Raw genomic sequence first — 17402 nt, 5'->3', positions numbered from 1 at the left:
GCATTGCCGTGTGGGGAAAGAAAAGCGGACAGCCAGGCTGTCCGCTTTTTGCTTTCAGGGCGTCGCTAGCGGGCAAATTTATCCAGCACGCGAATCAACTGGGTGACAAAACCGTATTCGTTATCGTACCAGGCAACGGTTTTAACCAACTGGACGTCGCCGGCTTCGGCGATTTCCAGTTGGGTGGCGTCATAGATCGAGCCGAAATGGCTGCCGATAATATCGGACGAGACAATCTCTTCTTCGGTGTAGCCGAAAGCGTCGTTGTTCTCGGCCGCGTTCTTCATGGCCTGATTGACCTCTTCGGCGGTGACTTTTTTCTCAAGGATGGAGACCAGTTCAGTGACCGAACCGGTTTTAGTCGGTACGCGCTGGGCGTGGCCCTTGAGCTTGCCGCTGAGTGCAGGGATCACCAGGCCAATCGCTTTTGCCGCCCCGGTGGTGTGCGGAATGATGTTTTCCGCCGCCGCGCGTGAGGCGCGTAAATCCTTACCGCGTGGGCCATCCACCAGAGACTGGGTGCCGGTATAGGCGTGGATCGTGGTCATGGTGCCGAGCTTGATACCGAAGGCGTCGTGGAGCACTTTAGCCATCGGCGCCAGGCAGTTGGTGGTGCAGGAGGCGACGGAGATAATGGTGTCATCGGCGGTCATGGTGTCGTCGTTGACGTTAAAGACGATGGTTTTCATGTCGCCGGCCGGCGCGGAGATCAGCACTTTTTTGGCACCCGCGTCGAGGTGAGCCTGGGCTTTTTCGGTCGAGGTGTAGAAGCCGGTGCATTCGACAATCAGCTCTGCGCCTACCGTTTTCCACGGAATATTTTTGGCCTCTTTTTCCGCATAGACATTGATGGTTTTGCCGTTCACAATCAGCGTGTTATCCGTAAAATCAACGCTCCACGGGAACGGGCCGTAGTTCGAATCATGCTTTAACAAATAGGCCAGCACTTTCGGTGAGGTGAGATCGTTGATCGCCACCACCTCCAGCTGGCTGTCAACTTCCAGCAAACGGCGCAATACCAGACGTCCAATACGACCAAAGCCATTAATCCCAAGTTTGCTCATGTAAAGCCTCCTGACAGGATGGAGTGTGAGGTTGAGGGTATACAAGACACACCAGGCATACGCCAGGAATGACGAATCGGCAACCCGGCTGGCAAAGCGCTGGCAAGCAGGTGAGGCAAAAGTGGCTGAATTTTCAGGGAAACAGGCCATGTCGCGGGGCGGAAAAAAATTTTAGTTGCCGCCCGCATATTGGCGATGGTCACGGGGGTGAGGCCGCGTGCCTTGCTAAGTGCCCGCTTCCCCCGTATTTTGACTCTTTCCGGCCGCTTGCGGCATTGATGGTGGTGGTGAAGAGGGATCATGGAACGTTTATTTGTCTACGGGACCCTGCGTCCGGGTCATGAGAATGCCTTTATTCTGGAGAATATCGGCGGTGAATGGCTGCCGGGCCAGGTGAAGGGTACCTTTTACGCGCGCGGATGGGGCGAGGCGGCGGATTTCCCCGGTATCGTGCTCGATCCTGACGGTGCCCCCGTTGACGGCTATCTGTTTTTCTCCGATAAACTCCCGGCGCACTGGCCGATGCTGGATGCGTTCGAAGCGGGCTACGATCGCGTGGAGGCTACGGTGACCACCACGACAGGCGAGCAGGTGACCGCGTGGGTGTACCAGCTTCAACCGAGGGTCGGGCTGGCACAGTAACCGCAAATGTTAGCTCCCGAGGCGGTGGTCTCGGTGCTCTGTGCTATTTTTGCTGGCATAAAAAAGCCGGGTTCCATGCCTTGCAGGGCGGAATTGCGTTGGCGCTGGTACCCATCGTCAGGCGCGCCTGGACCGCTCAAATGAGCGGAACAGTTAGAGTTTCAGTGCAGCAAGGATGGCGGTTTCCATTTTCTCTGGGGTGGTGAACGGTGCGAACCGCTTAAGCGGTCTGCCATCGCGTCCGACCAGGAACTTCGTGAAGTTCCATTTGATTCGTCCACCCAGCACGCCGGGCAATTCGTCTTTCAGGTAACGAAACAGCGGGTGGGCAGCAGCGCCGTTGACCTCGACTTTCTCGAACATCGGGAAGCTCACGCCGTAGTTGATATGACAGGTCTGCGCGATTTCCTCGGTACCGCCGGGTTCCTGCTTGCCAAACTGGTTACAGGGGAAACCGAGCACCACCAGCCCCTGGGCGGCGTACTTCTTGTAGAGTGCCTCAAGGCCGGCATATTGTGGCGTGAAGCCACAATGGCTGGCGGTATTCACTACCAGGACCAGTTTGCCAGCATAGTCGGCCATAGAGATAAGCTGGCCCTGCAGGCTGGTGGCGGTAAGTTGATAAAAGGTGGTCATATCAGAGTCCTCAGGACAAAATTAGTTTGACGTCAACATTGTTACTCAGCCTGCCGTAGTTGTTTGTTATAAGTACGTAAAAGTTAATGATTTTTTAATAAAAGGTCGTTATGTTGTCGACATCACAGTTTTATTAAGGGTTTATCATGCGCGATAAATACACTGGCCTGCAAATCGGCATCCACTGGCTGGTCTTTTTATTGGTTATTGGCGCCTATGCCACCATGGAGCTAAAAGGCTTCTTCCCACGCAGCGACCGGCCGCTCATCAACATGATCCACGTCTCCTGCGGCATCTCAATTCTGGTGCTGATGGTGGCGCGCCTGCTGGTGCGGCTGAAATATCCGGCGCCGCCGATTGTCCCGAAGCCTTCGCCGATGATGACCGGCTTTGCCCACCTCGGGCACCTGGCTATCTATCTGCTGTTTATTGCCCAGCCGATTATCGGCCTGGTGATGATGTATAACCGGGGCAACCCGTGGATAGCCTTCGGCCTGACCATGCCGTTTGCTCCGGAAAGCAATTTTGAGCTAGTCGATACCCTGAAGGGCGTCCACGGCCTGCTGGCGAATACCGGTTACTTTCTTATTGGCTTGCATGCCCTGGCCGCGCTGCTGCACCACTATCTGTGGAAGGACAATACCTTGCTACGGATGATGCCGCGCAAGCGCTAACCCCGGCACTCATGCTGCACAGACCCCGCCACATGGCGGGGTTTTTTTATCGCTTTTATCACGGGCTGTGGTACATCTGGTATGGACTGATACCCAAGGAGCGCCAATGAATATCAGACTTGCCATACCCGATGAAGCCCCCGCGCTGTGGGTCATCCGTAATCAGGCCATCCGCAGCGGCTGTCGCGAGAGCTACGGTGCCACCGTGGTGGATGCCTGGACGCCGGATCGGATGCCTGAAGGTTATCGTGAGGCGGTGCAGGACAATCCTTTTTATGTGGTGGAAGACGAGGGCGGGAAACCGGTCGCCACCGGCTATCTCGATATCCACACCGCCAGCGTCGAAGCCATTTTTACGCTGCCTGAATGGGGCGGGAAAGGCTGCGCCGGAATGATCATCAATGCAGTGATTGCCGAAGCGCGACGGCGCAAATTTCGGGTGATTACGCTGGAGGCTACACCAAACGCCGCCGGTTTTTATCTGCGCCACGGCTTTGTGGCGGTGCGCGAAAAGCTGCTGCCGTCAAAACTGGCGCAAGCGGATCTGCGTTGTGTGGAGATGGCGCTGGAGCTCGACTAAACTCAGTGACTGGACGCTTTATCGCGGCGTCAGACGACGTTTCAGTTTGCCTCATTGGTCAATAAAATATAGTATACCCCCCTATACGATATCGAGGGCGACAATGTGCCACATTCACCTGAAGACAAAAAACGCGCGCTAAGTCGCGTACGTCGTATTCGCGGGCAGGTTGAAGCCCTGGAAAGGGCGCTGGAGTCCGGCGAATCCTGCATGTCGATACTGCAGCAGATTGCTTCTATCCGCGGCGCCACTAACGGCCTGATGGGGGAGATGGTGGAAATCCATCTCCAGGATGAGCTGGTCAACGGCGAAACCACCCCGGACCAGCGCGCGGTCAGAATGGCGGAAGTGGGCCATCTGCTACGATCCTACTTAAAATAAATCATCATGAAGGAAGAGACGGTTATGAAATCACGTGCAGCTGTCGCGTTTGGCCCAGGCCAGCCGCTGAAGATTGTTGAGATTGATGTCGCGCCGCCGAAAAAAGGCGAAGTGCTGGTCAAAATTACCCACACCGGCGTCTGCCATACGGATGCGTTTACGCTCTCCGGTGACGATCCGGAAGGCGTGTTCCCGGCGGTGCTGGGTCACGAAGGCGGCGGTATCGTGGTGGAAGTCGGCGAAGGCGTGACCAGCCTGCAGCCGGGTGACCACGTGATCCCGCTGTACACCGCCGAGTGTCGCGAGTGCAAATTCTGTAAATCCGGCAAAACCAACCTGTGCCAGGCGGTACGCGCCACTCAGGGGAAAGGCCTGATGCCGGACGGCACCACCCGTTTCTCCTATAACGGCGAGCCGATCTATCACTACATGGGTACCAGTACCTTCAGCGAATACACCGTGTGCGCCGAGATTTCTCTGGCGAAGGTCAACCCGCAGGCGCCGCTGGATAAAGTCTGCCTGCTGGGCTGCGGCGTGACGACCGGTATCGGTGCCGTTCACAACACCGCGAAAGTCAAAGAGGGCGATACCGTTGCGGTCTTCGGCCTGGGCGGCATTGGTCTGGCGGTAATTCAGGGCGCGGTACAGGCGAAAGCCGGGCGCATCCTGGCGATTGATACCAACCCGGAAAAATTCACCCTCGCGAAAGAGATGGGCGCGACCGATTTTATCAACCCGAAAGATTACGATAAGCCAGTGCAGGATGTGATCGTCGAACTGACCGACGGCGGCGTGGACTTCAGCTTTGAATGTATCGGCAACGTCAACGTCATGCGCGCTGCGCTGGAGTGCTGCCATAAAGGCTGGGGTGAAAGCGTGATTATCGGTGTTGCTGGTGCCGGGCAGGAGATTAAAACTCGGCCATTCCAGCTGGTGACCGGCCGCGTCTGGCGCGGGTCGGCGTTTGGCGGCGTGAAAGGGCGTACCCAGCTGCCGGGGATGGTTGAAGATGCGATGGCCGGTAAAATTGACCTCGATCCGTTTATCACTCACCGCATGCCGCTGGAGCAGATCAACGAAGCCTTTGATCTGATGCACGACGGTAAATCCATCCGCACCGTGATCCACTTCGGCGACCAGTGAGCGACAGGTGCTCAGTGCCGTCAGGCAGATGAGCACCGTTATCAATCCTGCTGAGCAAAAACCAGCGCAACCCTCTTACAGGTTGCGCTGGTTTTTTTTACTTCTGGTCAGGCAGGGCGTAGGCGATGATGTAGTCGCCACGGTCCGGAGACTGACGGGCGCCACCGGCGTTGATGATAATGTACTGTTTGCCGGTTTTCGGCGAAACATAGGTCATCGGGCCAGACTGGCTGCCAACCGGCAAACGTGATTTCCAGATCTCTTTGCCGTTAGCCGTATCAAACGCGCGCAGGTAGAAATCCTGAGTACCGGCGAAGAACAGCAGGCCGGACTGGGTCGACAGCGACGCGCCGAGGGTTGGCATACCGATAGGGATTGGCATATGCATACGGATCCCCAGCGGCCCGGTGTCTTCCACGGTTCCCACCGGCACCTGCCACACCAGCTTACCGGTTTTCAGATCCACCGCGGACATGGTGCCGAACGGCGGTTTCTGGCACGGAATACCCAGCGGCGACAGGAAGCGCTCGCGCATCGCGCCAAACGGTGTCCCTTCCATCGGGACAATCCCCATCTCAATGCCGCTGGCATTTTTGGCCACTTTTTCGCGCGGAACCATATAGTTCGCCAGTCCCAGGCGCATATCGTTGACGAACATCAGGCTGTTGTTCGGATCGACCGAGACGCTGCCCCAGTTCATACCGCCCAGCGAGCCAGGATATTGCAGTGAACGGTCTTCGCCCGGCGGGGTGAAGACGCCCTGATGGCGCATGGCTTTAAAGGCAATCCGGCACATCAGCAGGTCCACCGGCGTGGCGCCCCACATATCCGACTCTTTCAGCGTATCGTTGCCGATCATCGGCATACCGACGGAGTAAGGCTGCGTCGGAGAGTAGCGCTCGCCTTTAATATTACCGGCAGGGACCGGACGTTCTTCCACTTTGGCGACCGGTTCCCCGGTGGCGCGGTTGAGCATAAAGATCATGCCCTGTTTACTGGTCTGCACCAGTACCGGCGTGGTGCCGCCTTTACCATCAGGAAGGTCATACAGCAGCGGTTGTGATGGCAGGTCGAAGTCCCACAGATCGTGATGGGTGGTCTGGAAGTGCCAGCGCACCTGTCCTGTGGTGGCGTCAACGGCGACGATCGACGAGCTGTATTTATCATCCAGCGCGGTACGTTCCCCACCGAAGAAGTCCGGGGTGGCGTTGCCGGTTGGCAGATAGATCAGGTTAAGCCTGGCGTCATAGGACATGGCAGACCAGACGTTCGGCGTCCCGCGGGTATAGGTCTGGCCTTCTGGCGGCAGACCGGTCAACGCAGGGTTGCCAGGATCCCAGGCCCATGCCAGCTTGCCGGTATGCACATCATAGGCACGCACGACGCCCGGAGGCTCGCCGGTGGAGAAGTTATCCGCCACGCGGCCGCCGACGACGACGACGTTGCCAGCCACCAACGGTGTCGAGGTCTGCTGGTAGTAGCCCGGTTTGATTTCACCCATCCCGACGCTCAGGTCGACGGTACCGTGGTCACCGAAGTCTTCACAGGCTTTACCGGTGTCGGCGTCGATGGCGATCAGGCGAGCATCGGTGGTCGGCAGGAACAGACGGCGGGCGCAGGCGGCGGGCTGAGCACCAGTGGTTGCTGCGGCCTGCAGGCTGTCTTCGGCATAGCCCAGACCCCGGCAGCGCTGCCAGTTTGGCGCGGTGGCTTTGGGATCGTAACGCCATTTTTCTTTACCGCTGTCGACATCCAGCGCCAGCACTTTGCTGTATGGCGTACAAACGTACAGGGTATCGCCGATCTGTAGCGGGGTGTTCTGGTCTTCCGCGCCGGAGCCGTTGCTTTGCGGGATATCGCCGGTATGGGCGACCCAGGCAACCTGCAGCTGGTTGATATTCTGCTTGTTAATCTGGTCGAGGGCGGCAAAACGATCGCCGTGGGTGGTGTTACCCCAGTGCTCCCAGTTCTTCTGCTGCTCGCCAGGGGCGACCGGTTTGACCGGCACCGCTTCGGTGGCGCTCACCAGCGGCTGTGATTTGAACATCCAGCCGAAGCTGGCGGCCAGCACCACGGCGAGGACCGCGGCCAGCGCAAAGGCCGGGCCTTTCTTCGCCGGCTGGGGCGAGAGATAGGGCCAGACCAGCGCCGAAAGGCAGGCCAGCGCGCCGAGAGCGAACAGGCGCGAGAACAGCGGCCAGTAGGTCCAGCCAGCGTCAGAGATCGCCCAGAAAATGGAGGCGATGAAAGCGATGGCGTACAGCACAATCCCGATCCGACGATGGCGGAAAATCAGTACCGAGGCGATGACCATCACCAGCCCCATAATGGCGAAATAGAACGTACCGCCGAGCGTCGCCAGTTTAACCCCAAGAATACCGATAGCCAGACCGATGATCAGCATCAGCCCGGCGAGCAGCCACAGCAGGATCCGGGGGAATCCGCGTGGTACAGCGAAAGTTGCCATTTTGTCTCCTTAACCATCTGTTGTCAGATGTGAACCAAATGAATCAATTAATAAAATATTATGTTTTGAGTGAAGGTGGTAAAACCTTCGTTGTTGCAGTTAATGAAATGATTTTTGAATTGTGCATGAACCATATGGTGAAATAAAAGCAATGATATGACTGTTAATGAACTTGATGCAATTGTTAAAAAATAATTGCGCATTAATTGATTATTTTGATGGTTTCGCCATCACTCGCGCTCATGGCTGAAGAGTGAGGTCAGGCGCGGTAAGGAAGACCCAAGGTCAGGGTAAGAGAAACCCGGATAAGGCGCAGGGCGCGTTATCCGGCGATCGTCAGGCAGGCATCGATTTGCGAATGGCGCTCAGTAACGTTTGCGCGCCGGAAGAGAAGGTCGCGTCCACGCGGGTCAGAATACCAATCGGCTCCCCCGCGCCCTCGGTCGGGATCGGGAGGGTAGCCAGCAAGCCCCGGCGCAGATCGTCTTTAACCGCACCGGACGGAACGAACCAGATGTAGTCATAGTTGACGGTCAGCTGGCGCGATAAGGAAGCGGAAAGCGTCTCGATACAGCCGGCAGGGATTTTACACCCCTGACTTTGCAGCAGGGTCTCGGCATTCTGGCGCGGGATAGTGCCTTTTGGTGACACCACCACCGGCCACTCCATCACCCGACTGAGGGTGACGGTCTCCTGCAATAAAGGGTGTCCGGGACGAACCACCAGCTTCAGGGATTCGAGGAATAGCAACTCATAGTTCAGGCCGCTCATCAGCTCCGGATCAGACATTCGCCCGATACCGATGTCGATTTCACCGGATTTCAGGCCCGCCAGCAGCATGGTGTTATTCATGGTGGCGACCTGCAGAGTGATATCTTTTTGTTGTTGGTGGAACTGGCCAATGACCGTGGGGAGGATCCCCAGCGCGGCGGTGGGCAGCGCGCCGATGCGCACCACGTCATTATTCAACCCCTCTTTACGGTTGAGCGCCTGGCCCGCCGTATTGAGCGCGTCGAGGACTTTTACCGCATGAGTGAGGAACTGTTCGCCGACCAGCGTCAGCTGAGCCCCGAGGCGTCCGCGTTCAAACAGTCGCGTGCCGGTCAGCTGTTCCAGTTCATTGAGCGTTTTAGATAACGCAGGCTGGCTGAGATTGAGGGTTTCAGCCGCACGCCCCAGAGTTCCCTGTTGAGCGACGGCCACGAAGGTGTGTAAATGGCGCAAGCGAATGCGCTGACTGAAAAGACCATTTTTTTCCATATTCAATGTTAAAAACAGAGCTGCATAGGTGACAAGCGAAGTTATTGAATTTTGATAACCTGATAGCAAAATATTATTAACATTTCATCTTAATGTATTACAAGTTTTTTCATTTTGTACAAAAAACAGACGCCCCGAGCCAGGTCGGGGCAAATCAGGCGAGAAAGCACTCAAAGATCAAAGAAGACGGTTTCGTTGTCACCCTGCAGGTGAATATCAAACCGGTAGACGATATCGTTGCCGCGCACTTCGCGCTGGGCAATCAAGGTCTGGCGCCGTACTTCCCATTCAATCAGATTGAGTACCGGATCATTGAGGTTGGCGTCCTGCTCGTCAGAGAAGTACAGCCGCGTGTTGAGACCGATGTTGATCCCGCGCGCCACCACCCAGACATTGATATGGGGTGCCATCATGCGGCCATCGCGACCGACCACGGCACCGGGTTTGATGGTTTCAAAACGCCAGATCCCGGTGGCGAAGTCGGAGCAGCTGCGGCCCCAGCCGCGAAAGGCCGGGTCGACCTTTTTGCTCTGCTGGCGATCGTCGGGGTGGTGATAGCGCCCGGCGGCGTTGGCCTGCCAGATCTCCAGCAGCACGTCACGTACCGGGGTTCCGGAACCGTCGATCACACGACCTTCAAGCGTAATACGCTCGCCTTCGGTATCGGCGGTGGTGAGGTCCGGGCCGAAGTTCTTTTCAAAGATATGGAATCCGGCGGCCTCGGGGGCCAGGCCAATATGCACGTACGGTCCGGCGGTCTGCGAGGCGGTTTCGGCTAAATAGTCTTTCATCGGGCAGCCCCCTGAGTACGGTTTTCAAACAGCGTGGCGCGATGGCCGCGCAGCACAAGGTCGAAGCGATAGGCCAGGCAATCCAACGGCACTGCGGCATGAGTATCGAGTTCGGCAATCAGCGTGCGCACCGCGTCATCGTTATTAATGGTTTTGACGATCGGGCACTGCTTAATCAGCGGGTCGCCTTCAAAGTACATCTGGGTAATCAAGCGCTGCGCCCACGCATCCCCGGAGAGGGAAAAGTGGATATGGGCCGGACGCCAGTCGCTGACCTGGTTACGCCACGGATAGGGGCCGGGCTTGATGGTCCGGAAACAGTAATAACCGTTTTCATCCGTCAGTACGCGCCCGCAGCCGCCAAAGTTGGGGTCGATGGGGGCCAGATACTGATCTTTTTTATGCCGGTAGCGGCCGCCGGCGTTCGCCTGCCAGACCTCCACCAGGGTGTTTTTCATCGGTCGACCAAAGCCGTCGCGGACGTAGCCATGGACGATTATACGCTCGCCAATTGGCAGACCTTCTTTGGCATAGTTGAGGATCAGGTCATTATCCAGAGGTCCAAGATCGTCATGGCTGAAGACCGGGCCGGTGATTTCAGACAGCGAATTTTGCAGCGAGATCAGGGCATTGCGCGGCGAGCGCAGCACGCTGGTTTTGTAGCCCGGTGCGTAAGCCGGGGGATGGTTATTGTAGTCGCGATGAATAACCTCGCGCGGTGACCATTTATCGTTCATAGGGTACGGACTCCGTATCTATCGGTAGAGGGGCTTCTTATTGTGTTATCGCCAGAAACAGTGTGTGTAAATGCATTGTTAATTTAAAGTGAAATTAAAGGGTGTTTTCTATAACTTTCCGTTATGTCACAAACGGACGAAAAGCGGGAGGCAGGTTATCCTCATCACAATTTGTAAATTCTTCCCGCCGCCTCCATCGGCCTTTTCTACACTCCAGGAAGTATCCACTGGAGGTAAGGCATCATGGCGAACACCATCACGGCTGATGAGATTCGGGAACACTTTTCGCAGGCAATGTCGGCGATGTACCAGCAGGAAGTTCCACAGTACGGGACGTTACTGGAGCTGGTGGCGGACGTAAATCTGGCGGTGCTGGAGCAGCATCCGAAACTCCATGAACAACTGGCTAATGCGGACGAGCTATCACGGCTGAATGTGGAGCGCCACGGCGCAATTCGCGTCGGCACGGCGGAGGAGCTGGCGACGTTGCGCCGGATGTTTGCCATCATGGGGATGTTCCCCGTGAGCTATTACGATTTATCGCAGGCGGGTGTGCCGGTGCATTCCACGGCGTTTCGCCCGATTGATGACGCGGCGCTGGCGCGTAATCCGTTCCGTATCTTTACCTCGCTGCTGCGCCTGGAGCTGATTGCCAGCGCTGAACTGCGCCAGCGGGCGGCGGAGATCCTGGCCCGACGCGACATCTTCACACCGCGTTGCCGCGAGCTGATCGCCCGGCATGAAGAGCAGGGCAGCTTTAGCCCCGCCGAGGCCCGGGAGTTTGTCCGCGAGGCGCTGGAGACCTTCCGCTGGCACAGCCATGCGACGGTCGACGCCGACAGCTATCACGCGCTGAGTAACGAACACCGGCTGATTGCCGATGTGGTGTGCTTCCCCGGCTGCCATATTAACCACCTGACGCCGCGTACTCTCGATATCGACCGGGTACAGTCCCTGATGCCCGAGTGCGGGATCGTCCCGAAAGCGTTAATCGAAGGGCCGCCGCGCCGCGAGGTGCCGATTTTACTGCGGCAGACCAGTTTTAAAGCCCTCGAAGAGCCGGTGAAGTTTAACGGGGAGCAGCAAGGCACCCACACCGCGCGCTTTGGCGAAATCGAGCAGCGCGGGATCGCCTTAACTCCGAAGGGCCGCGCGCTGTATGACCGTCTGCTGAACGAAGCCGGGGTTGGCAAAGATAACCTGAACCACCAGCGCCATCTGCAGGAGGTCTTCAGCCAGTTCCCGGACAGCGAATTCCTGCTGCGTCAGCAGGGGCTGGCGTGGTTCCGCTACCGTCTGACACCGGCGGGGGAAGCCCACCGTCAGGCATTCGGTCACGGCGACGATCCGCAGCCGCTCATCGAACGTGGCTGGCTTATCGCCCAACCGATTATTTATGAAGATTTTTTACCGGTGAGCGCCGCCGGGATTTTTCAGTCGAATCTCGGCAATCAAACCCAGGCCCGCAGCCACGGCAATGCCAGCCGCGAGGCCTTCGAAACGGCGCTCGGTTGCCCGGTGCTGGATGAGTTCACCCTATACCAACAGGCGGAGGAGCGCAGCAAACGCCGTTGCGGTCTGCTCTGAAACCGGTACTCTGCTGACATGAACCATTGACGACCGCAAAAGGAATCAGGTCATGCAGACGTTGTCGACTCCGCTGGTTACCACCCGGCAAGGGACGTTATCCGGAACCACCGAACAGGGGATCCACATCTGGCGCGGGATCCCCTTTGCCGCGCCGCCGGTCGGCGCACTCCGCTGGCGCGCCCCGCAGCCTCCCGCGCGCTGGCAGGGCGTGCGCGATGCCACCACCTTTTCCGCTGCCAGCTGGCAGGATATTGAATACTGCCGCGAGCTGGGCGGCGGCGATCCTGGCCGTTTCTCAGAAGATTGCCTGTACCTGAACGTCTGGGCGCCGGCGACGCGTTCTCAGCCGCTGCCGGTAATGGTCTGGCTACACGGCGGCGGTTTTACGATCGGTGCCGGCAGCCTGCCGCCGTACGATGGTGCCGCGCTGGCGGGGCGCGACGTGGTGGTGGTGACCGTTAACTACCGGCTTGGCCATCTGGGGTTCTTTGCCCACCCGGCGCTGGAAGGGGAAGATGGCGAGCGCGTCTATAATTTTGCCTTGCTTGATCAAATCGCGGCGCTGCAGTGGGTGCAGGAGAACATTCATGCCTTCGGCGGCGACGCCACCAACGTGACCCTGTTTGGTGAATCAGCCGGTGCGCGCAGCGTGCTGTCGCTGATGGTGTCGCCAAAATCCCGCGGTCTGTTCCATAAAGCCATTATTCAGAGCGGCTATACGCTGCCGGACCTGCCGCGCGAGAAGGCGCTGGAGAAGGGGCAACGGTTAGCCGAACACTTTTCGCTCCCTGAAGCCAGCGCGGAACAGCTGCGGGCGATCCCGGCGGAGGCCTTCTGGTCGCTGACCGCGCCGTTGACCATCGGCCCGGCGCCGATCGCCGGGGACGCGGTGCTGCCCCAGCCGATGCTGGAGGCCTTTTTTGCCGGTCGTCAGCATCCGCTACCGGTGATGATTGGCTCGAACAGCGATGAAGCCAGCGTGATGGCGGTGTTCGGTGTTGATATCGCCGGGCAGATCCAAAAGCTGCGTCGCGAACGGCGCCTGGGATTAGGGCTGATTAAGCTGCTCTATCCGGGGGTTAAAGGGGACGAAAACCTCGGACGTGAAGTGTGCCGCGATATGGCGTTTACCACCCTCGGCTATGTGGTGATGCAGGCCCAGCAGCGCGTGGGACAACCGTGCTGGCGCTACTGGTTTGACTATGTACCGCAGGGTGCTGAGGAGACCAGCCCGCACGGGGCGTGGCACGGCGATGAAGTGCCGTATGTATTTGATACCCTCAGGCTTTCCGAACCAGTGCGCACCTATGCCAGCGATGATGATAACGCCTTTGCCGCCGAAGTCGCCAACTACTGGGTCAGTTTTGCGCGCCTGGCGGGGCACCACTGCCGCGAACTACCGGGTGTCGTGCGCTGGCCGGCCTGTCTACGTGGGCGGGACCGACTGCTGCGCATTGGGCTGCATAAGCAGGCCGGTTTTAAACTGGAAAACCGCTTTATGCGCGCGCGGCTGGCGCTATTTCGCCGGGTGATGCGCCACCACGTTACGCTGGATTAAGCAGCTCTTCGCGAAAGCGCGTCAGCCCCTCGGCCTTGCTCGGCACATGGCGCAGCACCAGCCGGTAGCTGGCGCCGGTTTTCACGCTTAAGGGGAAGGGGCGCGCCAGGCGACCCGCCCGCACATCTTCCGCCACCAGCGTGGCATCCGCCATGGCGATCCCCAGCCCCTGCATGGCGGCGGTGATCGCCAGATCCATGGTGTCAAAGTGCTGATTTTTACGCATCGCCAGCGGCGTGTCCGGTGAAAAGGTGGTCAGCCACAGCGACCAGTCGGTCTTATCCCGCGTCGGGTGCAAAAAGGTGACGTCGCTGAGGGTGTCGTCGCAGGCGAGGCTGCCGTTGCTCACCGGCGTCAGCGCCTCTTCAAACAGCAGATCGCCGGCGCTGTGCTGGCTACCGAATACAATCGCCGCATCGTAGGGTTCAGTTCTGAAGTTCACGCTATGTTCCGTGGTGGTGGTGAGCGCAATCTGAAGCTCCGGATGGCGCTGCTCGATAGCCACCAGCCGGGGAACCAGCCAGCGAATGGCGCAGGTCGGGGCCTTCAGGCGCACCACGGTCTGCTGCTGACGCGCCTGTTCCGCCACCGCCACCAGCTGGCCGAATGCCGACTGCAGTTCCGGGTAGAGGGCACTGGCCTGCGGAGTCAGATGCAGCCCGCGGGCGTGGCGGGCAAAAAGCGCAAAACCAAACCAGGCCTCCAGCGCGGCGATCTGGCGGCTGACCGCACCCTGGGTCAGGCACAGCTCACGCGCGGCATGGGTCAAATTAAGATGCCGGGCGGTCACCAGAAAGGTTTCCACGGCATGAAAAGGCAGGGCGCTTCGCGACATCGTTGCTCCAGCTATGCAATTTGATCATAGGCAGTATGCCAGCTTCGTTCAGAGAATGGGACAATGCGTTCTACTTTCGACGGCTAATCCTCCGCCAGTAACTGAACTATGATTTGCCATGAGTTGTAAGCATCTGTCCGCGCAGGAGCGCTGGCGGGGATAACCTGATAGTTAAATGAGGAAGAGATCATGGCTAAACCCTACGTTCGTCTGGATAAAAATGATGCAGCTGTCCTGCTGGTGGATCATCAGGCCGGACTATTATCGTTAGTGCGCGATATCGACCCGGATAAATTCAAAAATAACGTGCTGGCGCTGGGGGACATGGCGAAATACTTTGGCCTGCCGACCATCCTGACCACCAGTTTTGAAAACGGCCCCAATGGTCCGCTGGTGCCGGAACTGAAAGCCCAGTTCCCGGATGCCCCCTATATTGCCCGTCCGGGGAATATTAACGCCTGGGATAACGAAGATTTCGTCAAAGCCGTAAAAGCCACCGGCAAGAAACAGTTGATTATCGCCGGGGTGGTCACCGAGGTTTGCGTGGCATTCCCGGCGTTGTCGGCGATAGAAGAGGGATATGAGGTCTTCGTTATCACCGATGCGTCCGGCACTTTTAACCCGATTACTCGCGATGCCGCCTGGGATCGTATGTCGCAGGCCGGGGTGCAGCTGATGTCATGGTTTGGTGCCGCCTGTGAGCTACATCGCGACTGGCGCAATGATGTGGAAGGGCTGGGGACGCTGTTCTCCAACCATATTCCGGACTACCGCAACCTGATGACCAGCTTTAACACCTTAACCAGCAAGTAATTTCCCCCTCCGGCCAGCCTCTGCTGGCCGTCTCTTTTCTCAAGGCATGATCAGAATGCATGGCTACTATGACAACAATTCGTTTGTCGCCGGGTAGCGCTTTGGATTGAATGGTTATGCAATTAAAATGAGAAAGGATTAACTATGAGTCTTACCTCCCCGGTGACAACCCGCTCCAAATTACCGGATGTCGGCACCACGATTTTTACCGTAATCGGTCAACTTTCCGCCCAACATAAGGCCATTAACCTTTCTCAGGGCGCCCCCAATTTTGCCTGTGATACCGGGCTGATCGCCGGCGTCACCCAGGCGATGGAAGCCGGGCACAACCAGTATGCGCCGATGACCGGCCTGCCGGTGCTCAAAGAGCGCATTGCCGAAAAAATCGCGACGCTGTACGGCACCCGCTACGATGTCGACAGTGAAGTGTTGATTACCGCCAGCGCCAGCCAGGGGATCTACTCGGCGATTGGCGGACTGGTGCACCCGGGCGATGAGGTTATCTACTTCGAACCCTCATTTGACAGCTATGCACCCATTGTTCGTCTGCAGGGAGCCACGCCGGTCGCCATCAAGCTGACGGTGCCGGATTTTAGCGTCAACTGGGATGAAGTCCGCGCCGCCATCACCCCGCGTACGCGGATGATTATCGTCAACACGCCGCATAACCCCAGTGGGCAGGTGTTCTCCAGGGAGGATTTGAACCAGCTGGCGGCCCTGACGCGCAACACCGATATCGTGATTTTGTCCGATGAAGTGTACGAACATGTGGTCTTTGACGGCGAGCAACATCACGGTATGGCGACCCATCCGCAGCTGGCAGAGCGCAGCGTCATCATCTCGTCGTTTGGCAAAACCTACCACGTAACCGGCTGGCGCGTAGGGTACTGCGTGGCGCCCGCCGCGCTAATGGACGAGATCTGCAAAGTCCACCAGTTCCTGATGTTCTCCGCCGACACGCCGATGCAGTACGCTTTTGCCGGGCATATGACCGACCCGCAAAGCTGGCTGTCGCTGGCGGCGTTCTATCAGCAGAAACGTGATCTCCTCCAGCGACTGCTGGCCGATTCGCCATTCCGCCTGCTGCCGAGCGCGGGCTCGTTCTTCATGCTCGCCGACTACAGCCACTTCAGCGATGAAAGCGACAGCGAGATGGTCAAGCGACTGATCACCGATTATGGGGTGGCGACGATCCCCCTGTCAGCGTTTTATACTGATGGCACTGATAACAAACTGATTCGCCTCTCTTTTGCTAAAGATGAAGCCACATTGCTGGCCGGTGCCCAGGCACTGTGTCACGTTAAGCCGCGTTAAGGAGCCCCACGATGAAATTGAAAGCCCTCACCCTTGCACTGGGGATGTTCTGTACCTTCTCTTCGCTGGCGGCCAGCGAGCTGCGCTACGGAGTGGAAGCTGAATACCCGCCGTTTGAAAGCCGCAACACCGCAGGGGAGCTGGTCGGTTTTGATATTGAGCTCGGGAATGCGATTTGCCAGGCGGCCGGGCTGAAATGCCGCTGGGAAGAGACCTCGTTTGATGCGCTGATCCCGGGGCTGGTGGCGAAAAAATTCGACGCCATTAACTCGGCGATGAATATCACCGAGCAGCGGCGCAAAAGCATCGACTTCACCCAGCCGATTTACCGTATCCCTTCGCAACTGGTAGGCAAAGCGGATAGCGGCATGCAGGCGACGCCGGAAGGGCTGAAAGGCAAAACCATCGGCGTTCTGCAGGGGTCGATTCAGGAAACCTTCGCCAAAGAGCACTGGGAAAAGCACGGCGTGGCGGTGGTGTCGTACAAAGATCAGAACATGGCGTGGGCGGATCTGCTGAACGGCCGTATTGACGCCTCGCTGGTGATGTCCGCCGCCGGGCAGGCCGGTTTCCTCAGCAAGCCACAGGGCAAAGGGTTCGGTTTCATTGGCGAGCCGGTGGCTGACGATACCATTCTCGGCAGCGGGATTGGCTACGGTTTGCGTAAAGGTGATGAGGTCACCAAAAAGCAGCTGGATGCGGCGATCGATAAGGTGCGCGCCGATGGCACCATCACCCGCCTGGCGGCCAAATATTTCCCGGGTATTGACGTCAGCGTCAAATAACCCGTGAGCCCCCGCGGCGTAAAAGCATCGGGGGCTTTGTCAGTTAAAATATTCATCATTTTTATACTTACAACAATTGGATTATCAATCGTTTTTGTCTAGAGTGGGCGAAATTCACGACGCATCTGTTTG

At 57.9% G+C, this 17402-nt stretch carries 17 protein-coding genes; 10 read left to right on the top strand and 7 right to left on the bottom strand.

Annotated elements, in window-relative coordinates; translation table 11 throughout:
* Positions 1–65: 65 nt before the first annotated feature.
* On the bottom strand, positions 66–1064 hold the full coding sequence (gene gap, locus ACMYSN_RS03275) for a type I glyceraldehyde-3-phosphate dehydrogenase (RefSeq protein WP_462496998.1): 999 nt from the start codon (positions 1062–1064) through the stop codon (positions 66–68).
* Positions 1065–1364: 300 nt separating this feature from the next.
* Between gap and ACMYSN_RS03270 the strand changes: the two genes are divergently transcribed.
* The gene (locus ACMYSN_RS03270) at positions 1365–1706 is read left to right on the top strand and encodes a gamma-glutamylcyclotransferase family protein (protein ID WP_462496997.1); all 342 of its coding nucleotides are present in this window, start codon (positions 1365–1367) and stop codon (positions 1704–1706) included.
* A 153-nt stretch (positions 1707–1859) separates the two neighbouring features.
* On the opposite strand, the gene ACMYSN_RS03265 is transcribed toward ACMYSN_RS03270, so the two are convergent.
* On the bottom strand, positions 1860–2342 hold the full coding sequence (locus tag ACMYSN_RS03265; RefSeq protein ID WP_462496996.1) for a glutathione peroxidase: 483 nt from the start codon (positions 2340–2342) through the stop codon (positions 1860–1862).
* A 146-nt stretch (positions 2343–2488) separates the two neighbouring features.
* Between ACMYSN_RS03265 and cybB the strand changes: the two genes are divergently transcribed.
* The 4 genes from cybB to ACMYSN_RS03245 all read left to right on the top strand — a co-directional run bounded on the left by cybB (position 2489) and on the right by ACMYSN_RS03245 (position 5120).
* Positions 2489–3016 carry a cytochrome b561 gene (cybB, locus tag ACMYSN_RS03260; RefSeq protein ID WP_462496995.1) on the top strand — a complete coding sequence of 176 codons (528 nt, stop codon included), beginning with the start codon at positions 2489–2491 and terminating at the stop codon, positions 3014–3016.
* A gap of 106 nt (positions 3017–3122) precedes the next feature.
* Positions 3123–3596, top strand: coding sequence for a GNAT family N-acetyltransferase (locus tag ACMYSN_RS03255; RefSeq protein WP_462496994.1), 474 nt, complete (start codon positions 3123–3125; stop codon positions 3594–3596).
* A gap of 105 nt (positions 3597–3701) precedes the next feature.
* Positions 3702–3977, top strand: a complete 276-nt coding sequence (locus tag ACMYSN_RS03250) for a metal/formaldehyde-sensitive transcriptional repressor (RefSeq protein ID WP_123754148.1) — start codon at positions 3702–3704, stop codon at positions 3975–3977.
* A gap of 24 nt (positions 3978–4001) precedes the next feature.
* The gene (locus tag ACMYSN_RS03245) at positions 4002–5120 is read left to right on the top strand and encodes an S-(hydroxymethyl)glutathione dehydrogenase/class III alcohol dehydrogenase (protein ID WP_123754149.1); all 1119 of its coding nucleotides are present in this window, start codon (positions 4002–4004) and stop codon (positions 5118–5120) included.
* 97 nt (positions 5121–5217) lie between these two features.
* Here the strand turns inward: ACMYSN_RS03245 and ACMYSN_RS03240 are convergent, their stop codons facing one another.
* The 4 genes from ACMYSN_RS03240 to pcaH all read right to left on the bottom strand — a co-directional run bounded on the left by ACMYSN_RS03240 (position 5218) and on the right by pcaH (position 10375).
* Positions 5218–7587, bottom strand: a complete 2370-nt coding sequence (locus ACMYSN_RS03240) for a PQQ-binding-like beta-propeller repeat protein (protein ID WP_462496993.1) — start codon at positions 7585–7587, stop codon at positions 5218–5220.
* A 336-nt stretch (positions 7588–7923) separates the two neighbouring features.
* Positions 7924–8847 carry a LysR substrate-binding domain-containing protein gene (locus ACMYSN_RS03235; RefSeq protein ID WP_123754151.1) on the bottom strand — a complete coding sequence of 308 codons (924 nt, stop codon included), beginning with the start codon at positions 8845–8847 and terminating at the stop codon, positions 7924–7926.
* A 170-nt stretch (positions 8848–9017) separates the two neighbouring features.
* Positions 9018–9638, bottom strand: coding sequence for a protocatechuate 3,4-dioxygenase subunit alpha (gene pcaG / locus ACMYSN_RS03230; protein ID WP_462496992.1), 621 nt, complete (start codon positions 9636–9638; stop codon positions 9018–9020).
* Complete coding sequence (gene pcaH, locus ACMYSN_RS03225; protein WP_174508820.1) at positions 9635–10375, bottom strand: protocatechuate 3,4-dioxygenase subunit beta; 741 nt, start codon at positions 10373–10375, stop codon at positions 9635–9637. The genes pcaG and pcaH overlap by 4 nt, the downstream gene beginning before the upstream one ends.
* A 243-nt stretch (positions 10376–10618) precedes the next feature.
* On the opposite strand from pcaH, the gene hglS reads away from it, so the two are divergent.
* Positions 10619–11962 carry a VOC family protein gene (hglS, locus tag ACMYSN_RS03220; protein WP_462496991.1) on the top strand — a complete coding sequence of 448 codons (1344 nt, stop codon included), beginning with the start codon at positions 10619–10621 and terminating at the stop codon, positions 11960–11962.
* A 52-nt stretch (positions 11963–12014) separates the two neighbouring features.
* Positions 12015–13523: a carboxylesterase/lipase family protein gene (locus tag ACMYSN_RS03215; protein ID WP_462496990.1), complete on the top strand. Its 1509-nt coding sequence runs from the start codon at positions 12015–12017 to the stop codon at positions 13521–13523.
* Here the strand turns inward: ACMYSN_RS03215 and ACMYSN_RS03210 are convergent.
* Entirely contained in the window at positions 13510–14358 is an 849-nt protein-coding gene (locus ACMYSN_RS03210; protein ID WP_462496989.1) for a LysR family transcriptional regulator, read from the bottom strand. The genes ACMYSN_RS03215 and ACMYSN_RS03210 overlap by 14 nt on opposite strands.
* A gap of 189 nt (positions 14359–14547) precedes the next feature.
* Here ACMYSN_RS03210 and ycaC point away from each other — a divergent pair, with 189 nt between their 5' ends.
* The 3 genes from ycaC to ACMYSN_RS03195 all read left to right on the top strand — a co-directional run bounded on the left by ycaC (position 14548) and on the right by ACMYSN_RS03195 (position 17270).
* Entirely contained in the window at positions 14548–15171 is a 624-nt protein-coding gene (gene ycaC / locus ACMYSN_RS03205) for an isochorismate family cysteine hydrolase YcaC (protein ID WP_123754157.1), read from the top strand.
* A gap of 144 nt (positions 15172–15315) precedes the next feature.
* A complete protein-coding gene (locus ACMYSN_RS03200; RefSeq protein ID WP_462496988.1) occupies positions 15316–16485 on the top strand; it encodes a pyridoxal phosphate-dependent aminotransferase in 1170 nt (389 codons plus the stop codon).
* Positions 16486–16496: 11 nt separating this feature from the next.
* Positions 16497–17270: a type 2 periplasmic-binding domain-containing protein gene (locus tag ACMYSN_RS03195; protein ID WP_462496987.1), complete on the top strand. Its 774-nt coding sequence runs from the start codon at positions 16497–16499 to the stop codon at positions 17268–17270.
* Positions 17271–17402: the final 132 nt, after the last annotated feature.

The sequence above is a fragment of the Klebsiella sp. R445 genome (genome assembly GCF_051131755.1).
Lineage (GTDB): Bacteria > Pseudomonadota > Gammaproteobacteria > Enterobacterales > Enterobacteriaceae > Klebsiella > Klebsiella lignicola.
This window is presented reverse-complemented; position numbering and strand designations above follow the sequence as displayed.

What these genes read in the sequence shown, in the direction of transcription:
- hglS (WP_462496991.1), top strand. Translation starts at nt 10,619, where the DNA reads ATGGCGAACACCATCACGGCTGATGAGATTCGGGAACACTTTTCGCAG.
- ACMYSN_RS03195 (WP_462496987.1), top strand. Translation starts at nt 16,497, where the DNA reads ATGAAATTGAAAGCCCTCACCCTTGCACTGGGGATGTTCTGTACCTTC.
- ACMYSN_RS03265 (WP_462496996.1), bottom strand. Translation starts at nt 2,342, where the DNA reads ATGACCACCTTTTATCAACTTACCGCCACCAGCCTGCAGGGCCAGCTT.
- ACMYSN_RS03270 (WP_462496997.1), top strand. Translation starts at nt 1,365, where the DNA reads ATGGAACGTTTATTTGTCTACGGGACCCTGCGTCCGGGTCATGAGAAT.
- ACMYSN_RS03210 (WP_462496989.1), bottom strand. Translation starts at nt 14,358, where the DNA reads ATGTCGCGAAGCGCCCTGCCTTTTCATGCCGTGGAAACCTTTCTGGTG.
- gap (WP_462496998.1), bottom strand. Translation starts at nt 1,064, where the DNA reads ATGAGCAAACTTGGGATTAATGGCTTTGGTCGTATTGGACGTCTGGTA.
- ACMYSN_RS03200 (WP_462496988.1), top strand. Translation starts at nt 15,316, where the DNA reads ATGAGTCTTACCTCCCCGGTGACAACCCGCTCCAAATTACCGGATGTC.
- ycaC (WP_123754157.1), top strand. Translation starts at nt 14,548, where the DNA reads ATGGCTAAACCCTACGTTCGTCTGGATAAAAATGATGCAGCTGTCCTG.
- ACMYSN_RS03240 (WP_462496993.1), bottom strand. Translation starts at nt 7,587, where the DNA reads ATGGCAACTTTCGCTGTACCACGCGGATTCCCCCGGATCCTGCTGTGG.
- pcaH (WP_174508820.1), bottom strand. Translation starts at nt 10,375, where the DNA reads ATGAACGATAAATGGTCACCGCGCGAGGTTATTCATCGCGACTACAAT.
- cybB (WP_462496995.1), top strand. Translation starts at nt 2,489, where the DNA reads ATGCGCGATAAATACACTGGCCTGCAAATCGGCATCCACTGGCTGGTC.
- ACMYSN_RS03235 (WP_123754151.1), bottom strand. Translation starts at nt 8,847, where the DNA reads ATGGAAAAAAATGGTCTTTTCAGTCAGCGCATTCGCTTGCGCCATTTA.
- ACMYSN_RS03215 (WP_462496990.1), top strand. Translation starts at nt 12,015, where the DNA reads ATGCAGACGTTGTCGACTCCGCTGGTTACCACCCGGCAAGGGACGTTA.
- pcaG (WP_462496992.1), bottom strand. Translation starts at nt 9,638, where the DNA reads ATGAAAGACTATTTAGCCGAAACCGCCTCGCAGACCGCCGGACCGTAC.
- ACMYSN_RS03245 (WP_123754149.1), top strand. Translation starts at nt 4,002, where the DNA reads ATGAAATCACGTGCAGCTGTCGCGTTTGGCCCAGGCCAGCCGCTGAAG.
- ACMYSN_RS03255 (WP_462496994.1), top strand. Translation starts at nt 3,123, where the DNA reads ATGAATATCAGACTTGCCATACCCGATGAAGCCCCCGCGCTGTGGGTC.